18 protein-coding genes are annotated in these 17,352 nt (G+C 58.2%); 12 read left to right on the top strand and 6 right to left on the bottom strand.

Features of this window, described 5'->3' with window-relative positions; all coding sequences use genetic code 11:
* Position 1: 1 nt before the first annotated feature.
* Positions 2 to 1,456: a DUF1254 domain-containing protein gene (locus tag ACTJKS_RS06715; protein WP_262947803.1), complete on the bottom strand. Its 1,455-nt coding sequence runs from the start codon at positions 1,454 to 1,456 to the stop codon at positions 2 to 4.
* A gap of 107 nt (positions 1,457 to 1,563) precedes the next feature.
* Here ACTJKS_RS06715 and ACTJKS_RS06710 point away from each other — a divergent pair, with 107 nt between their 5' ends.
* Positions 1,564 to 1,776 carry a hypothetical protein gene (locus ACTJKS_RS06710; protein ID WP_142579769.1) on the top strand — a complete coding sequence of 71 codons (213 nt, stop codon included), beginning with the start codon at positions 1,564 to 1,566 and terminating at the stop codon, positions 1,774 to 1,776.
* 199 nt (positions 1,777 to 1,975) lie between these two features.
* Here the strand turns inward: ACTJKS_RS06710 and ACTJKS_RS06705 are convergent, their stop codons facing one another.
* On the bottom strand, positions 1,976 to 2,389 hold the full coding sequence (locus ACTJKS_RS06705; protein WP_262947804.1) for a nuclear transport factor 2 family protein: 414 nt from the start codon (positions 2,387 to 2,389) through the stop codon (positions 1,976 to 1,978).
* A gap of 137 nt (positions 2,390 to 2,526) precedes the next feature.
* Positions 2,527 to 3,444 carry a LysR family transcriptional regulator gene (locus tag ACTJKS_RS06700; protein ID WP_086791248.1) on the bottom strand — a complete coding sequence of 306 codons (918 nt, stop codon included), beginning with the start codon at positions 3,442 to 3,444 and terminating at the stop codon, positions 2,527 to 2,529.
* Positions 3,445 to 3,553: 109 nt separating this feature from the next.
* On the opposite strand from ACTJKS_RS06700, the gene ACTJKS_RS06695 reads away from it, so the two are divergent.
* Entirely contained in the window at positions 3,554 to 4,306 is a 753-nt protein-coding gene (locus ACTJKS_RS06695; protein WP_047294458.1) for an SDR family NAD(P)-dependent oxidoreductase, read from the top strand.
* Between the two features lie 130 nt (positions 4,307 to 4,436).
* Here ACTJKS_RS06695 and ACTJKS_RS06690 read toward each other — a convergent pair whose 3' ends face one another.
* Positions 4,437 to 5,108, bottom strand: a complete 672-nt coding sequence (locus ACTJKS_RS06690) for a lipopolysaccharide kinase InaA family protein (RefSeq protein WP_086791250.1) — start codon at positions 5,106 to 5,108, stop codon at positions 4,437 to 4,439.
* A 320-nt stretch (positions 5,109 to 5,428) separates the two neighbouring features.
* On the opposite strand from ACTJKS_RS06690, the gene ACTJKS_RS06685 reads away from it, so the two are divergent.
* From ACTJKS_RS06685 to ACTJKS_RS06645, 9 genes are all read left to right on the top strand, one after another.
* A complete protein-coding gene (locus ACTJKS_RS06685) occupies positions 5,429 to 6,418 on the top strand; it encodes an aldo/keto reductase (protein WP_041063987.1) in 990 nt (329 codons plus the stop codon).
* Complete coding sequence (locus tag ACTJKS_RS06680) at positions 6,415 to 7,005, top strand: flavodoxin (protein ID WP_108182729.1); 591 nt, start codon at positions 6,415 to 6,417, stop codon at positions 7,003 to 7,005. Before ACTJKS_RS06685 ends, ACTJKS_RS06680 begins: the two co-directional genes overlap by 4 nt.
* Before the next feature lie 24 nt (positions 7,006 to 7,029).
* On the top strand, positions 7,030 to 8,022 hold the full coding sequence (locus ACTJKS_RS06675) for an aldo/keto reductase (protein WP_108182730.1): 993 nt from the start codon (positions 7,030 to 7,032) through the stop codon (positions 8,020 to 8,022).
* A gap of 60 nt (positions 8,023 to 8,082) precedes the next feature.
* Positions 8,083 to 8,550 carry a (R)-mandelonitrile lyase gene (locus ACTJKS_RS06670; RefSeq protein WP_108182731.1) on the top strand — a complete coding sequence of 156 codons (468 nt, stop codon included), beginning with the start codon at positions 8,083 to 8,085 and terminating at the stop codon, positions 8,548 to 8,550.
* A 226-nt stretch (positions 8,551 to 8,776) separates the two neighbouring features.
* Positions 8,777 to 9,553 carry a carboxymuconolactone decarboxylase family protein gene (locus ACTJKS_RS06665; RefSeq protein WP_262947805.1) on the top strand — a complete coding sequence of 259 codons (777 nt, stop codon included), beginning with the start codon at positions 8,777 to 8,779 and terminating at the stop codon, positions 9,551 to 9,553.
* 121 nt (positions 9,554 to 9,674) lie between these two features.
* Positions 9,675 to 10,619 carry an alpha/beta hydrolase gene (locus tag ACTJKS_RS06660; protein ID WP_198758118.1) on the top strand — a complete coding sequence of 315 codons (945 nt, stop codon included), beginning with the start codon at positions 9,675 to 9,677 and terminating at the stop codon, positions 10,617 to 10,619.
* Between the two features lie 50 nt (positions 10,620 to 10,669).
* The gene (locus ACTJKS_RS06655) at positions 10,670 to 11,722 is read left to right on the top strand and encodes an alpha/beta hydrolase (RefSeq protein ID WP_047294467.1); all 1,053 of its coding nucleotides are present in this window, start codon (positions 10,670 to 10,672) and stop codon (positions 11,720 to 11,722) included.
* 81 nt (positions 11,723 to 11,803) lie between these two features.
* Positions 11,804 to 12,697 carry a LysR family transcriptional regulator gene (locus tag ACTJKS_RS06650; protein ID WP_047294470.1) on the top strand — a complete coding sequence of 298 codons (894 nt, stop codon included), beginning with the start codon at positions 11,804 to 11,806 and terminating at the stop codon, positions 12,695 to 12,697.
* Between the two features lie 180 nt (positions 12,698 to 12,877).
* The gene (locus tag ACTJKS_RS06645) at positions 12,878 to 13,927 is read left to right on the top strand and encodes a 3-oxoacyl-[acyl-carrier-protein] synthase III C-terminal domain-containing protein (RefSeq protein WP_047294472.1); all 1,050 of its coding nucleotides are present in this window, start codon (positions 12,878 to 12,880) and stop codon (positions 13,925 to 13,927) included.
* A 105-nt stretch (positions 13,928 to 14,032) separates the two neighbouring features.
* Here ACTJKS_RS06645 and ACTJKS_RS06640 read toward each other — a convergent pair whose 3' ends face one another.
* Positions 14,033 to 14,497, bottom strand: a complete 465-nt coding sequence (locus ACTJKS_RS06640; protein WP_108182733.1) for a DUF3429 domain-containing protein — start codon at positions 14,495 to 14,497, stop codon at positions 14,033 to 14,035.
* 205 nt (positions 14,498 to 14,702) lie between these two features.
* Between ACTJKS_RS06640 and ACTJKS_RS06635 the strand changes: the two genes are divergently transcribed.
* Positions 14,703 to 15,734: a GNAT family N-acetyltransferase gene (locus ACTJKS_RS06635; protein ID WP_108182734.1), complete on the top strand. Its 1,032-nt coding sequence runs from the start codon at positions 14,703 to 14,705 to the stop codon at positions 15,732 to 15,734.
* Between the two features lie 756 nt (positions 15,735 to 16,490).
* Here ACTJKS_RS06635 and ACTJKS_RS06630 read toward each other — a convergent pair.
* Positions 16,491 to 16,946 (bottom strand): VOC family protein, encoded by a 456-nt coding sequence (locus ACTJKS_RS06630; protein ID WP_108182736.1) that lies wholly within the window; start codon positions 16,944 to 16,946, stop codon positions 16,491 to 16,493.
* Positions 16,947 to 17,352: the final 406 nt, after the last annotated feature.

Raw genomic sequence — 17,352 nt, 5'->3', positions numbered from 1 at the left:
TTCAGTTGACCTTGACCACCACCGGTGGCGTCCATTGGCCATTCATCGCGGCCGCTTCCGGCCAATAGGCGCGAACGTAGAGCGAAAAGTCCGCGCCCTTCGGCGCCGGGAGCCAATTGCTTTCCTTGTCGGCGCCCGGCGAATCGCTCTGCACATAGAGCGTCAGCGAGCCATCGGCGTTGGTCTTGAGCGACTTGTTCTTGGTGCCGAGGGAATAACGCCCCAACGGGTTTTCGGCGAAGAAATGCTGCTGGTTGTACAGCGTCAGCGACCAGAAACCCTTGACCGGTGGCAGCGCACCTTTGGGGAAGGTCACGCTGTAGCGCTGGGCACCATTGAGCCGCACGCCGGACTCGTCCAGATCCTGATAGAAGTACTTGGTCTCGATCTGTTTGTTGACGAAGATGTTCGACCGGGCAACCGCCGTGCGCAGGAAGTAGTCGGTGCCAAACGCTGCGCCGTTGCTGATGGTGCTCCAGTGGTGTGGCAACTGTTGGCCGTAATTGCGGAACTGCAGCAGCGGCTTGACCACTTCGCTGTCAGCCTTTTGCGCTTCGTCGATCATGGCTTTTTTCAGCTCAGGATCGCGCTGAGCGATTTGTGCCAGTACCGACAATTGCGCATAGCGCGCCTCTTCTCCCGGCAGCGGTTTGGCGTCCTTGAGAATCGCCGGCAGCTCATCGAAGAACTTTTCCGGGAGCACCCAGCGCGTTTCCTCGTCACCCGACGCCTCGGCGGGGAATTTCGGCGACTGGCTCCAGTCACGCTGCTTGAGTTTGCCGTCGTATTTGGACAGCGGGTACATGTCGATGCCCGACAAATAGTGTTGGATGGCCTTGCGATCTTCGGCCGTATCGTCCTGGAATACCCGAGGGATCACGAAACCGGTATTGGTCTTTGCACGAAAGACCTGGGTGATGCCCTCAGGCACCTTGCCGTTCCAGTCCGGCCCCACCAGCAGATAGAAGCCCGGTTTGGTGCCGTACATCTTGCCCAGTTCGGCGAAGCTGTCGGAGCGCAGGTCCACCAGTTGGTAGACCCAGAATCGGTCGCCGAAGTCCGGTACCTGAATCACCACCGGTTCGATATCCAACGCAATGCTGCCCGCCCCGTAGACCACGTCCTGGTTCGGACAAGCCACCAGCCTCTCGCCGGGGGAAATGTAATCGGTGAGCATCGACAGATGATTGATCGGCGCTACGGGCACGATTCCGCCCATCAGGCCCGGCTCCGGCAGATCCTTGAATTTCTGCCGCCGGTTGAAAATATTGGCCATCGGCCAACCCCAGAAATACGCCTCACGCGCCATCATCCGTACGTAAGTTTCGGTCACCTTCACATCGGCTTCGGGGCCGGATACCTGCACTACTGGCGAAGTCTGTGCCTGCACGGCAACTGCGCCAAGCAATACAGCAGTCGCGAGCAGGCCGCTGGCGAATAAAGATGTTTTGTTCATACAGAAGGCATCCTTGCTTGGGACGGTTTCTCAGTGAATCAATCTTCCAGCGGCAGATTGAACATTAGAAAAAACTAGCAGAGGAAATGAGATCGACCAGAAAAGGTATGAAAAATTACGATCCTATTTCCATTTCTGATAACTGCTCCTCAGCTCTTGGCCGACATTCCAAGCTGAAGGCAAGAACTCTGATAAGGATCGCGACGGAAGAAAGGCATCATTCAGCCGCCTTGCGTCGCTTGGTCGAAACCGGGCTGTGGACGCCGATCAGCATTTCTGTAATTGCCACGGATCGCCAAGGCGTTCGAAGTGATAAGTGAAGAACTGCATCACTATCTGCGCTTGAACGACCACTGAGGAAACTGATCCACTGGCAATGATGGAATGTCAGTGAATGAAGTCAAACGTCCGCTTCAGCCATTCGCTGACGTTCGACTTTCTCCATCAACCAAGAACGACGATAGAGGTTTCACTCATACCTGCGCCAATCCCTGCCCGCCACAGCGGAATAATCGCGACTTATTGGCCTCGTTCTGAATCATCCGGCGCGAACGCTTTGGCAGCGGCCACGGTATCGAGGGATTCGCGCAGCAGCTGAATTTTGCCGTCCTTGGCCACCAGGCGGCCGGCGTACATTTGCCGGTAGATGCGCCCAGTGGCAGGCACCAAGGCCTCTACGCTGTATTCGGCAAACGCCTGATCGGGTGTGTCGATCAAAAAGCGCACATTGTGAAATTTGAAATTCGGCACTTTACCGAGCAACGAGCCGATGAATCCCTCGATGGCGGCAGGGCCTTGAACGCGATGGGGTATGCCCAGCGACGCCAGGTACGGCAACTCGAGCACGCCATCCTCCGCGAAAAGTGCTGCCGCCAGGTACGGCGTCTGAATGGCATCCAGGTAATTTTGCAGTAACTCCACGGCATTTTTCATGACGACTTTCTCCGAAACGCATAAGGGACGGGCACACTGCGGTGCTGACCTGACTACGTTAAGGGACCCCTTCGATTTCAAAAACAGACGTTAATGAAAATCATCGTTTCATAATTGAAAGCCATGTGCGCAACGTCTCATGACGGCCATCGCCATTCAGGCTGGCTTAGATGTTCGGCGAAAAAGTCCGATAGCGCTTTGATTTTCACTGGCCGTGTACGCGCCGAGGGAGTGACGAAATACAAACCGCCACGGGCCATGCTCCATTGCGGTAACACCACCACCAAGCGCCCGTCTTTCAAGTATTCGCTGGCGATAAATTCCGGCAGTTCGGCGATAGCCAAGCCCTCAAGCAACACCGGCAATAACGCATCCGAGTTGGTCACTCTCAGCGGGCCGCTGGGCACCACGTCTTCTTCGCTGCCGTCTTTATGGGTGAACCGCCACACTTGGCTGCGGGCCCGGTAGGCATAACTCAGGCACGTGCGGGACGCCAGTTCGCGGGGGTGGCCAGGATGGCCATGAGCGTCCAGATAAGCCGGTGAAGCGACCAGGTATTGAGTGACGGCACACAGTCGCCGTGCAACCAGCGAGGAATCCGGCAATACGGCGATGCGCAAGGCGGCATCGAAGCCCTCGGCGATCAGGTCTACCGAGGCATCTGAAAGGTGCAAGTCAATCGACAGCTCGGGATACTGGCGCAGCAATTGCGGCATCAGCGGTGCCACCCAACGCAAGCCAAACGACATGGGTATCGCCAAGCGTACTTGGCCGCGGGGCTGGACCGATAAATCCTGAGCCTCGCTTTCCACCTCTTCAGCCTGCCGATAAATCTCACCCGCCTTGGCCGCCATGCTCGCGCCGAATTCAGTAAGTGCCAGTTGCCGCGACGTACGGTTGAACAAGCGCCCACCCAGGCGCGCCTCCAACCGCGCGACCGCCCGCGATACCGTTGGCACCGACACGCTCATGACGCGCGCCGCGCCGGCGAACGAGCCCTCTTCGGCCACCTTGGCAAACATTGCCAACCCTTCGAAATCCGGAAGTCTGCTCATTTCATTTCTGCAACGATAGGTTTCAGACAATTCTATTTTGAAAGTTTTTCCCCGTCGATAAGCTTCTCCCACACCGCAACTCACTCAATCGAAATACGGGAGAAACACCATGACTAACAAACTCGAAGGCAAAATTGCATTGGTCACCGGCGGCACTACGGGCATCGGTCTGGCCACCGCCAAACGCTTCGCTCAAGAAGGCGCTCACGTCTATATCACCGGCCGTCGCCAAGCCGAACTGGACGCCGCTGTTACCGCGGTTGGCAACGCCACCGGCGTGCAAGTGGATTCCACCAACCTTGATCAGCTGGACGCGTTGTATCGCCAGATTGGCGCGACCCACGGTCGAATCGATGTGCTGTTCGCCAATGCTGGCGGTGGATCCATGCTGCCGCTGGGTGACATCACGGAACAGCAGTACGACGACACCTTCAATCGCAACGTAAAAGGCGTGCTGTTCACTGTGCAAAAGGCGCTGCCGCTGCTGGCTCCAAAAGCCTCGGTGATTCTCACCGGCTCTACGGCAGGCAGTTCGGGCACGGCCGCCTTCAGTGTGTACGCCGCGTCCAAGGCCGCCGTGCGCTCGTTTGCCCGCAACTGGATTCTGGATTTGAAAGACCGCCAGGTGCGCATCAACACCATCAGCCCCGGCGCCACCCGCACGCCTGGCCTGGTTGATTTGGCCGGCCCTGATGCCGCTCAACAGCAGGGCTTGCTCGACTACCTGGCGTCGCTGATCCCCATGGGGCGTGTCGGTGAGGCTGATGAAATTGCCAGCGCCGCGTTGTTCCTGGCCTCGGATGACGCCAGTTTCGTCAACGGTATCGAGCTGTTTGTTGACGGCGGCCAGGCGCAAATCTGAGCAATCAGCGGGCGACTGTTGCGGTCGCCCGCCAACCCACGCCTGAGTGTGAGCATTACCAACCCGGACGGCGTTCGCTGGTGCTGTTGTCAGGCGCAGATTGAGCTGGAGTCACTGCCGAACAACCTTCTTACAGGGTTCTGCCAAGGGCTTGCTCGTAGCAGGAAAGGAAATGCCGCCACTGCGACTCATCCCAGAAAGAATGCCGTCTGAGTTGAGGAATGTCGTGACGCGCCGCGCCCATTGCCGTAGCACGACCGCGAGACTTCTCCAGGTCCAGCAGCGCCAGTTCAAAATCGAAGTCAGCGTCGGTAATCGACGCCTTGATAAAGATGTGTTTGGAACGCATGCAACCGTGCTGCCATTTGCCCGAGTGCAGCCGCGCCAGCATTTGCGCTAAACGTTCAAGCAGTCGCAGATGTTGCGCTGTGGTCAACAGGCTTGCAGCGCCCTGGCCATACCAGGTATCCAGATCGATGAAGCCACCCAGGTCTTCGGTAACCAGAACACCCTGCCATAGGCCGTCAACTTTTCTCGCGCCATAAAATACCGGTCTTGGCGCATTCACGCCCAGTTGCTCGAGTCTTGAAAGGGCAACGCCTTCACGCAATGCGGTGGGTCGGCCAGTGGGGTAACGCAGACTGCGGAACAAATGGCCGGTCTGACGCTTTACAAAAAATGTCTTGTCACCTTGAACAATCAGCTGGACACCGCTGGTGCCGCTGCGGCGCACATTCGGCGGTTCCACCCACGACCCGGACGTACCCCACCAAAAATCAAACTCATCGCGTGCCCTGCCCATTGTGTGCTCCATTTTTTGTAGAAATTGTTTCGTGCGACGTCGCAACAGCAGCTCAGTCTATTTGTGGACGTTAATAGTTCCCTATTTATCGCGGATGTTAGGGCCATCTTGAGGCTTTTACGCAACGATGTGACAGAAATTGGCTATTGACGGTATTTATCCCTTCGGGGAGACCTTTGCTCACATACAGATACCGGCAGAGCGCGGTCGACACATCGAGTGACTGATGAGTGAGCCTCATAAACCCTTGCCGATTTACCCGTCTAGTGCCCTTACTCACGCTCGCTTACTGTGCTCCCAACGTCTGACGGGAGATCGACATGCACAAGCGCACACTCGGAAACAGTTCACTGCAAGTGTCAGCTTTGGGCTTTGGCTGCATGGGCTTGAGCCATGGCTACGGTCCAGCGACAGAAACGCCGCAAGCGATCTCGCTGATTCGCAAGGCCGTTGATCTAGGCGTCACGTTCTTCGATACCGCCGAGTTTTACGGCCCTTATCTCAATGAGCAAGTCGTCGGCGAGGCGCTGTCCCCGGTTCGTGACCAGGTCGTGATCGCCACCAAATTCGGCTTCGCCGTCGGTGCCGACAACACAAAGCAGACTCTGGACAGCCGGCCCGAACGTATTCGGGTCGCCGTCGAAGGTTCGCTGCGCCGACTGAAAACCGATTACATCGATTTGCTTTACCAACACCGCGTCGATCCGGACGTGCCGATCGAAGACGTCGCCGGGACGGTGAAAGACCTGATTAGCGAAGGCAAGGTCAAGCATTTCGGCCTGTCGGAGGCCGGTGCACAGACCATTCGCCGTGCGCACGCGGTGCAGCCGCTCACGGCGCTGCAAAGCGAATACTCGCTGTGGTGGCGCGAGCCCGAACAGGAAATCCTGCCGACGCTTTGGGAGTTGGGCATCGGCTTCGTGCCATTCAGCCCTTTGGGCAAGGGCTTTCTCACGGGCACGGTGTCGGCGGAGGCCACTTACGGCAGCGACGATTTTCGCAGCATCGTGCCGCGATTCAGCCAGTCGGCGCTGCAAGCCAATCAGGGGCTGGTGGTATTGATTCGGCAGATCGCCGCGCAGAAACACGCAACACCGGCGCAGATCGCTTTGGCCTGGCTGCTGGCGCAGGCACCGTGGATCGTACCGATTCCGGGCACGACCAAGCTGCATCGCCTGGAAGAAAACCTCGGCGGCGCCGACATCACCCTCGATGCAGCCGAGCTGAAGGCGATTGATGTTGCGCTGGCGCAGATCCGCATCGAAGGCGAGCGCTATCCCGAGGCCCTTAAAGCGCGTGTCGGTCGATGAGCAACGATCACGATCCGCTGCGGCGCACGGTGATCGCCGCACTGGCCAGCGCTCCGCTGCTGTCGCTCGCCGACACGCAAGGCGCCAGTGCAACACCGCGCTCAGGCTCGCGGATTCTGGTCGCGTACTTTTCGCGCTCGGGCAATACCCGCGTGGTTGCCGGGCTGATCCAGCGTGGGCTGGGTGCCGATCTGTTCGAGATTCGCCCGGCCCACGCCTACCCCGAGGACTATCTGCAAACCGTCGAGCAGGCGCGTCAGGAACGTGACAGCGGCTTCGAACCCGAACTGCAAAACAAGGTTCACGCCCTCAGCGACTACGACACGATTTATCTCGGCTTTCCGATCTGGGGTGAAACCGCGCCGCCGATCGTGCGCACATTCCTCAGCGCCCACGACCTGACCGGCAAGACCCTCATCCCCTTCAACACCCACGGCGGTTATGGCTTGGGCAACAGTCGCAGCGTGCTCGTCAAGCACGCGCCGAAGACTAAGGTTCTGGAAGGTTTTTTGATGGAGGGTGAGCAAGAGCGCAAGACCATGGAGCGCGTGAATGGCTGGCTGAGCGATCACCCCCTCACGCGTTAATCGAATTCTGTACGGAGTGACATCATGAAAATCCGCACGTTGGGCAATGGCCTGAAAGTGTCCGCACTGGGCCTTGGTTGCATGAGCATGACGTCGGCCTACGGGCCGGCTGCCGATAAAACCAGCATGATCAAGCTGATTCGTTCGGCCCACGAGCAAGGCGTCACCTTGTTCGACACCGCTGAAGCGTATGGCCCGTTCGCCAATGAAGAACTGCTGGGCGAGGCCTTGCAGCCGATCCGCGAGCAAGTCGTGATCGCTACCAAATTCGGCTTCGATATCGACTTGGTCACCGGCGCACGCGGCGGCGGCACCAACAGCCGCCCGGCGCATATCCGCGCCGTGGCCGAAGCGGCGTTGAAGCGTCTGCGCACCGATTGCATCGACCTGTTTTATCAGCACCGCGTTGATCCGCAGGTGCCCATCGAAGACGTCGCCGGCACGGTCAAGGCGCTGATCGCCGAGGGCAAGGTCAAGCATTTTGGCCTGTCTGAGGCGGGTGTGGAGACCATACGCCGGGCTCACGCGGTGCAACCGGTCACGGCGGTACAGAGCGAATATTCGCTGTTCTGGCGCGGCCCGGAGCTGGAACTGCTGTCGGTGCTGGAAGAACTGGGGATCGGCTTCGTTCCGTTCAGCCCGCTGGGCGCCGGTTTCCTCACCGGTCAGATCGACGAGCACACGCAGTTCGACGCGAGCGATTTCCGCAATGTCGTCCCGCGCTTTTCCCCTGAAGCGCGCAGGGCCAATCTGGCGTTGGTCGATGTGGTGAAAGCCGTCGCGCAACGCAAACACGCCACGCCGGCGCAAGTGGCCCTGGCCTGGTTGCTCGCACAGAAACCGTGGATTGTGCCGATCCCGGGTACGACGAAACCGCATCGCCTGGAAGAAAACCTGGGCGCGGTCGAGTTGCCATTGAGCGCAGATGATCTGCGCGTGATCAACGAGCAGATGGCGCAAATTCAGGTGCACGGTGAACGCCTGCCGGAGTCGGCACTGAAAATGACCGGACTTTGAGTCTGCCCAACGCGGCGCTGCGTGCGGCGCCGCTTTCATTGCCTGACCGGAGTTGATCCGATGAACCGATTGATCGCGCCACTCGTGGCTTTCTCACTCATGACCGCAGAAGCCCAGACTGCCAGTGAAATCCGCGTTACCCCGAACGGTACCCAGCCCTCGATCAAGGGCGCGGCGCAAAACTTTACCGGCGCTGTGCGTGTCGATGGCTTGTTCAAAGGTGACGCGCCCGCGCGCATCGCCGGCGGCACGGTGACCTTCGAACCTGGCGCACGCACGGCGTGGCACACCCATCCGCTGGGGCAAACGCTGATCGTCACCGCTGGCGTTGGCTATGTGCAGCAAGAGGGCGGCCCGCGTCAGGAAATCCGTCCGGGCGACACTGTCTGGATTCCGCCGAACACCCGGCACTGGCACGGCGCCACGGCCAACAGTGGCATGACCCACATCGCCATTGCTGAAGCCGAGGACGGCCAGACCGTCACCTGGGCCGAGCAAGTCTCGGAGGCGCAATACGCCGGCCAATGAAGTTACAGAATGTGTCGAAGTTGTTCACTCGGTACTCTTCCGGCAAACCATCATCTGACCTATGGGCCCCGTGACAGCGGGGCCGAGTCAGGACTCCAGCGGTGATGGCAACGTTGACTCATGAGTTTTGCTCAGGAGTCCATGCGCCTTTTCGGGGTTAATCGCCACAACCATCCTCCGTACGATCCAGCAACACCGCAGTGACCTGCAATGGATGGAGCCTTTCATGATGACCACTGACGCACGCAAGTCCACCGCCCTCCCCGCACTCATGGCGCTTTGTCTGGGCGTTGCGGCGATCTTCAGCGTTACCACTCAAGCAGCCGAGGCAGCGCAAACCATGACCAACACACCCGCCAGCGCAACGACATTGTCGAGCCAACAACAAGCGATTCCACTGATCGCGGCTTTCATGGCGACCAGCGACATGCCTCACCTCAACGCGGCGCTCAACCAGGGACTCGATGCCGGCCTGACCATCAGCGAAACCCGCGAAGTTCTGGTGCAGCTCTACGCGTATGTGGGCTTCCCGCGCAGCCTCAACGCCTTGAACGAACTGATGACGGTGGTGCAGGCGCGCCAACAGCGCGGCATCGATGATGCGCCGGGACGCGAACCGGGACGCGCTATCCCGACCGGTGACGAACTGCTGGCAGCCGGCACCGCGAATCAAACCAGAATCTCCGGCGGCCCGGTCAAAGGCCCGGTGTTCGAGTTTGCTCCGGTGATCAACCGCTTCCTGCAAACGCACTTGTTCGGCGACATCTTCGAGCGCGACAACCTCGACTGGCAAAGCCGCGAACTGGCGACTGTCGGGGCGCTGGCAGCCACGCCAGGGGTGGAATCGCAGCTGCGCTCGCACATGGCGGCGAGCCTGCGCGTCGGTCTCAGCGCGGCACAGTTGCGCCAGGTTACCGAGCAGCTGAAAAAACACGGCGATGCGCAGACGGCTGAACGTGCCGACACCGCGCTGACCCAAGCCCTCGCAGCTTCGGGGGCATGACATGAAAGCTGCAAAACATTTGCTGTGCCTCTCACTGTTGAGCCTGTTGGCGGCCTGCGCAAACCATTCCGAAGGCCCGCTGCTGATCCAGAAGCAAGGCAGCTTCGCCGCTGGCGGAACGATGATCACGGCACCGGGCACTTTCAACCCGCGCCAACCGATGGCGCCCAACGGCCAGACTTACCACGGTGACCACGCCTACGCGTTCTATCAGATCCCGGTCGATGCGCGAAAACTGCCCATCGTCATGTGGCACGGCGCGGGACAATTTTCCAAGACCTGGGAAACCACTGCCGATGGCCGCGAGGGGTTTCAGAACATCTTTCTGCGCCGGCACTACGGCGTCTATCTGATCGATCAGCCTCGGCGTGGCGATGCCGGACGCAGCATGGTCGAGACCACACTCAAGCCTGTGCCTGACGAACAACTGTGGTTCAACCAGTTCCGCATCGGCCTGTGGCCCAACTACTTCAAAGGCGTGCAAGTGGCACAGGACGCACAAACCCGCGAGCAGTTTTTCCGGGCGATGACACCAAACACCGGGCCGTTCGATATGGGCGTGGTCTCCGATGGCGTGTCGGCGCTGTTCGACAAAATCGGCCCGGGGATTTTGTTCACCCATTCGCAAGGTGGCGGGCCGGGCTGGTTGACGGCGATCAAGAACGACAAGGTCAAAGCCATCGTGGCATTCGAACCGGGCAGCAGTTTCGTGTTTGCTGACGGTGAAGTGCCGGCGCCGATTCCCAGCGCGTTCGACACGGTGCAAGGCGCAGCGGTGCCGATGGAGCAATTCATGGCACTGACGCGCATTCCGATTCTGATCATCTACGGCGACAACATCCCGGAACAGGCCGTCGACCTGCCCGCTCAGGACAGTTGGCGCGCACGCTTGAAGATGGCCCGGCTCTGGCGTGACGCGGTCAATCGACATGGCGGTGATGTGCGACTGATCCACCTGCCGGAGATTGGCATTCACGGCAACACCCACTTCCCCATGTCGGATCTTAACAACGTGCAGATCGCTGACCTGGTCGCGCAATTCCTCAAAGAAAAACAGCTGGACTGACCCCAACACTTTTGCAACTGCCGCCCTAATTGATTGCTCAGGAGCTTCACGTGAAGAACACTCTCAAAGCCACGCTCATGTCGGCATTGGTCGGCCTCTCGGCGGGCGAGGCCTTGGCCGCCGACTACAAAAAGAACCCTTTCACCCTCGCCTACGACGGCGCAATCAGCAAGAACGAACCGGGCAAGGTCAATATCCACCCGGTCAAGTACACGCTCAATGGTCTGGACATCGCCGCCAACGTGTACACCCCGGCCAACTACGATGCGAAGAAGACTTACCCGACCGTGGTCGTTGCTCACCCCAATGGCGGCGTCAAAGAACAGGTTGCCGGTCTGTATGCCCAGCGTCTGGCGGAACAGGGTTACATCACCATCACGGCCGATGCAGCCTATCAGGGCGCCAGCGGTGGTCAGCCGCGCAGCATCGATAAACCGGCGTATCGCATCGAAGACATCCACGGCATGGCCGACTTCATCAGCCAGTTTGCCGGTGTCGATGACAAGCGTCTGGGCCTGCTCGGCATCTGCGGCGGTGGCGGCTATTCGTTGGCGGCGGCGCAAACCGATAAACGCTTCAAATCGCTGGCGACCGTAAGCATGTTCAACTCGGGCCGGGTACGCCGCAACGGCTACAACGATTCGCAAATCGACAGCATCCAGCAACGTTTGCAACAGGCATCAGCAGCCCGCGCGCAGGAAGCGGCCGGCGGTGCGGTACTGTATTCGGGCGATGCCAACCTCACCGATGAGCAGATAGCCAAACTGCCCTTCGAACTGTATCGCCAGGGCTACGAGTACTACTGGAAAACCCACGCGCACCCCAACTCGACCTTCAAATACACCACCAGCAGCTTGCTGGATTTGATGCGTTTCGACGCCACCGACCACATTGAACTGATCAATCAACCCTTGCTGATGATCGCCGGCAGCAAGGCCGACAGCCTGTACATGACTCAGGATGCCTTCCCCAAAGCCACCGGCACCACGGACAAGGAAGTGTTCATTGTCGATGGCGCGACACACATCGAAACCTACTGGGTGCCGCAATATGTTGATGCGGCGATTGGCAAACTGAGCGAATTTTACGCACGTACCCTGTGATGAGCGCCTTGAGGGTCGCGCATCCATGCGCAACCTGCTTTCATGGAATAATCCCGCGTCCCTCATGAGAGGCCCTCATCAATGTCCCGCGCCAACCTCAACGACCTGCAAGCCTTCGTGGTCATCGCCCGCGAAGGCAGTTTTACCCGCGCAGCCGCACAGCTGGGCGTCTCGCAGTCGGCGCTGAGCCACACCATGCGCGCCCTTGAAACTCGGCTGGGCGTGCGCCTGTTGACGCGAACCACACGCAGCGTTTCGCCGACCGAGGCCGGCCAGCGCTTGTATCAGTCGATGGCGCCGCGCTTCGATGAGATCGAACTGGAACTGGCTGCGGTCAGTGAATTTCGCGACACCCCGGCCGGTAATGTGCGGATCTCGGCGTCCGAACATGCCGCCAACAATATCCTCTGGCCGAAGCTGTTGAAGGTGTTGCCCGCTTACCCGGACATCAAGGTCGAAATCACCGTCGACTACGCCCTTTCCGACATCGTTGCACAGCGCTATGACGCCGGCGTGCGTCTGGGCGATCAGGTGGCGAAGGACATGATTGCCGTGCCGATCGGCCCGTCATTGCGCATCGCGGTAGTAGGCTCTCCCGAGTATTTCAAGCACCGACCGATCCCGCAGGCACCGAGCGATCTGGCTGCGCACAACTGCATCAATCTGCGCCTGCCCACCCACGGCAGCCTGATGCAATGGGATTTTGAGAAAGACGGTCACGAACTCAAGGCGCGCGTCGAGGGGCAATGGACGTTCAACAGCAGCATGCCGATCCTGCGTGCGGCGGAGGCAGGTTGCGGGCTGGCGTTTCTGCCAGAAGACATGGTCATCAGCCAGTTGGCCAACAGCACACTGGTGCGCGTACTTGAGGATTGGTGCCAACCGTTTGCCGGTTACCACCTTTACTACCCGAATCGTCGTGAACATTCGTCCGCGTTCGGGGTTGTGGTGGATGCGCTCGTTTATAAGGAATGACGCGTTAAATTGACTCAGATCATGATTCAATTCGATTGAGGAAAATAACCAACAACTTTCTTGATCCGCATTTTCTTTGTGCTAAAAGTATTGCCGCCAGTGGCTCCTTACAGGGATGAGTAAGGGTTTGCTCATCCGCAGCCATTGCTTACGGATGCATACTTTCAACAAGGAAGTCATATGAAAATAGTTGGGCTGTCCGGGATTCTCCCGTCACGCATTATCAGCAATCAAGACGTTATAAACCTGGTCGAGGAACACTCTAAAGATACCTTCCAGGAAGACTTGCCAAAAACCTTGAAGACCATCAGCAAGTTGCTTGAAAAAAGCGGCAGCGGCACGCGGCACTGGCTGGGCGCCGACGAAACGCCGATGGAACTGATGGAGACAGCATTCAACTCCGCGCTCGCCCAGGCCAATATCGACAAGGCCGATCTGGATCTGTTGATCTATCCGAACGTTACGCGAGGCTTCATCGAGCCGGCCAACAGTACCTTCATCGCCAAGGCGCTGGGCCTGAACTGCAGAAACTTCGATGTGGTGGACGCCTGTAACGGCTGGGTGACCGCCATGGATGTCATCAACAGTAAAATGCAGGCCGGCGAGATTCGCTACGCGGCGATCGTCAATATGGAATTTGGCATGTCTGCTGGCGGGCCGGTGATGCCCAAGAACTTCTCTTTACAGTCGTCGGCGGAACTGGCTTACAAGTTTCCGAGTTTTACCATTGGCGAAGCTGTCACGGTCACCATTCTCAGTCATGAAGCCCCCGGCAACTTCAAGTTCTCGTACATCAACAGGCCGGACTTGAGTGACTTGTCGACCATCTCCCTGCCGGACTGGAAACTGTTCTGCAATGAGGAAGATATTCCGCGTATTTCACCGACCGGCGGCCAGTATCAATTCAATTCCTACGCAGCAGCCTTGCATGAAGATGGTCGCAACGAAGCGATAAAAGTCTTCAATCTGCAAAACGTCTCTGCGGCGGATGTTCATAAAGTGTTTATTCATACCGGTTCACCCAAGATGTGGGAGCACATTGGGCAACTGATCGGTATTGATCACAAGCTGCACCATGTCGGGCATAAAACCGGCAACATCATTACCGCGTCCATCCCCTACGGCATCTTCGATGCGATGAGTCGCGGCGAAGCCGAGACCGGGCAGTTTTGCATGGGCTGGGCTGGCAGCGGCGGGATGGTTTTCTCCGCGCTGTCGTTTACCTTGTAGGTCCTGATGCAACTTGCCGTCGTGAGGCGGCAAGTTGCTCGTCCATGATCAAAACGGTTGATTGTTAAGACGCTCTCACTGCAGACGATTCGGGCAGGCGCGGTTTCACGAATAAATGACTAAAGCAACTGCGCCAGTCAGCAGGCAAACACACGCCACGGCCGTCAGGCGCAATCGCATTGGCAGGTACCAGGCTTGCAGGCTCACCACCCGAACCAACTGCCGGTCTTGCCAGACGTGCACGACAAATCCGATGATCAACAGCAAGCACCCCACTGGCACCGGCAGTAACGTGCTGAGCCAAGCGACAAGCGCCGGAATGACACTCCATATAAGCCGGTCGCGGCGCAGTTCGTCACTCATGTTTTGCACTGACATGGCGCCCCCCCAGTGCAAGGCGCCGATGAAGCTGAGGATGACAGCGCCATAGTTGACCAGCGCTACCGCCCAAAACATTCGATATTCCAAAGATGTGAGGATGAGTAGCACAAGGCCAATAAACGGTAGTAAACCGCCATAGCCCAGCAGGCAGACATACCTTGGCGGCGAGAGCGAAGACGACAGGTTCATTTCAATTGCTTCCAGTGCCCGATACACAAGACTGTAGACCCAAAAGCTCCGACCTGATGCGCCCGCCGTCGCGCATAAACGCCCTTCCTCTCCAGTAATTCGGTATGAGTGTCAGTCTGTTACGCCCAGCCCTTCCCTGACTGTATCTGTGCGCCTGGCCACTTTGCTGCGAGTATTCCTGCACTCACCTGGCGCAGTGAATTTGATGGACCTTATTGCTGACTTCCCCGAGTTTTTCCTGCCACGCTGCACGCTGCGGCGAATTCATCGTCGTGATGTCGATGCGATTTTCGCCGGGCTGTCTCACCCGCAGGTGATTGCCCACTATGGCGTGTCTTACAACAGCCTCGTAGCGACGGACGAACAGATGCGCTGGTACGACGCGTTGCTGGAAGAACGCCGGGGTATCTGGTGGGGCATCGCACTGCCGGGGCGCGATGAATTGGTGGGCGCCTGTGGCTTCAATGATTGGTCTCATGCCGATCGCAGCCTGGATATCGGCTACTGGCTGATGCCGGACTACTGGGGGCGAGGTCTGATGCAGGCTTGCCTGCCCACCCTTCTGCGCTTCGCCTTGAGCACCCTCGGCGTGCACCGCATTCACGCCGACGTCGAGCCGGAAAACCCCGCCAGCGCCCGCCTGCTGGAGCGGCTCGGTTTCGTGTTTGAGGGAACCCTGCGGGAGTTGGAGTACAAGGACGAGCGCTTCCTCAGCCTGCACCAGTACAGCCTGCTGGCCACTGACCCGGCGGCGCGAGCGTTATTGGCGGACGAGACGCCGATCCTGCGGCCATGCCATGGCGCGGATGCGCCGGCGCTGAGTGCCCTGGCCCGGCGCAGCAAAGCCCACTGGGGTTATCCCGAAGCCTGGATGGAGGCTTGGAAACCGGCGCTGACGTTAACCCCGGCACAACTGACCGGCCATTACGCGGTGCTGGTCGCAGCGGATGGCGCGCTACTGGGATTCTGTGGGTTGGAGCGCGACGAGGATGGCTGGCAACTGGAGCATTGCTGGGTCGACCCGTCGGCCATGAACGGAGGCCACGGACGACGCCTGGTGGAGCATGCACTGGCTGTGGCACGCGGCCTGGGCGTGTCCACCTTGTCGGTGGAGTCCGATCCGTCGGCCCAAGCCTTCTACGAGCGGCTCGGTGCCCGGCATGTGCGCAATGTATCGCGCCCGGTGTGTGGCGAACCAAGGCAACTGCCGGTACTTGAATGGTGGCTTGGTGAGTAACGCTTTGTGGCGAGTGAGGACGGCAGATTTATTGGCTGCTGGTGGGCGGCTTTTGGCCTATGACAGTTGTTTGTGGGTGGCAGCTATCGGCTGCGGATTCAACCGGTCGACTGATTACGGACCCAAGGCAGTCAGTCAATAATGGATAATGGCAGAAACCGGCCCCAAGAAAACTTTAGCTGCTTAGATATCAACACAGATTGGTCTCTGCACTGGACTGTAAATTTATGATTACTACGGTGGACCAATATGATTGCTCAAACTATTTCGTCGTCGTGCATGGCATTGACGCTCAGACCTATGAACGGATGGCTGTTCACTTTGAATGTCGTCGCGGCGGTGTGCGACCGACGGACCAAAGCAGGTTTATCTCTATCCCAGTAACAGTTGACACTCTAGGTAGCACTCTTGCTTGGGTCAAAACCGAGTTGAACGGGCGCCAATACGAGCTGCATTTGATTGTGTCCGTCGCGACAAACTTGTCTTGGGGCGAGGTTCTCATCCCCCCGCAAATAGCTTTGCTCGCTGGCCAGGCTGAAGCCGCGATTAAGATTGCGTTTCAACTCAAGCGAACTTGATCCGATGGCAGGCAGTGCCTGCTTTGTAGATCCGTCTTTCCCTAACGGCTGCTTTTGGCCGACCTATCCCAGTTGTTGCCTGTTAGCGAAGGGCTGCAATCGAATAAAAGCTGGCGTTGGCACTGCACAGCTCGCCGCCATTGCCAAGTCACTTAATCCAGGAATGGCCGCTATTTTTTCAGATAAACGCAGTCTCGATAAACGCTTCCAGCGCCTTTTCTTCGAGTATCTCGATAGAGAAATGCCCGAAGCGCTTTGGTAGCCAGATAATGCGTGCGCCGGCCGGGGATTGCAGATTCGCGCGAGGCAATGGCGCTCCATTTTCGTCTTGAGGCTGAACACCCGCGTCCATCAGCTCGTCATAGGCTTTTTCGATATCTTTCGTTGAGTAGCAGTGGCGGTAAATCATGCCTTCACCTGAAGAATCCAAAAGTTCTTTCAGATTGCCTGCCAACGGTTGGACCAGCATGAAACGTTCTTGACCTATCAGTGCAATCGCGTAGCGAACATGCAGACCGCCCCGCTCCCAGACAAGCGTTTTGGAAATCCTGGCGTTTAGTATGTGTGCGTAGTAAGCACAGGCTTCCTCGAGATTATTGACCAGTACATCTACATGACTGAACTTCAGATCCATTGCATAGCCCCTGTCCAAAAGCCCCCATCGTAATAGTCAGCCACTCGCCGGCGGACGCTATCTGAACTACCGCCCTGAATGTTGACATATTCGACTCGATCTTTTTCCCGGCTGATGCGCGGTTCGGTCGAATAGCTGAGAGATTCGTAGAAAATTCCAATACGACCTCATGGTATTCACATGTCGATATCAGACACGATCATGGCGCAATCAGGCTACTGAATCAGCGACAAGGCCGGCTAAGGTGCCGTGTCTTCGTATCAAACGACCCCGCTCGGATCATGGGGTTGATAAGAACTGCGGCGGTTGGACGGGCTTCTTTCGGGAGTTTCAGCAGGCAACGATGGTGCTCGATCGGGTGCCCGTTCAATTCGCTTAAATGTCGATCAGCAGAGAATAAAAATAC

Origin of the sequence: Pseudomonas sp. 22189, from assembly GCF_052045635.1 — a bacterium.
Taxonomy (GTDB): domain Bacteria; phylum Pseudomonadota; class Gammaproteobacteria; order Pseudomonadales; family Pseudomonadaceae; genus Aquipseudomonas; species Aquipseudomonas parakoreensis.
This window is presented reverse-complemented; position numbering and strand designations above follow the sequence as displayed.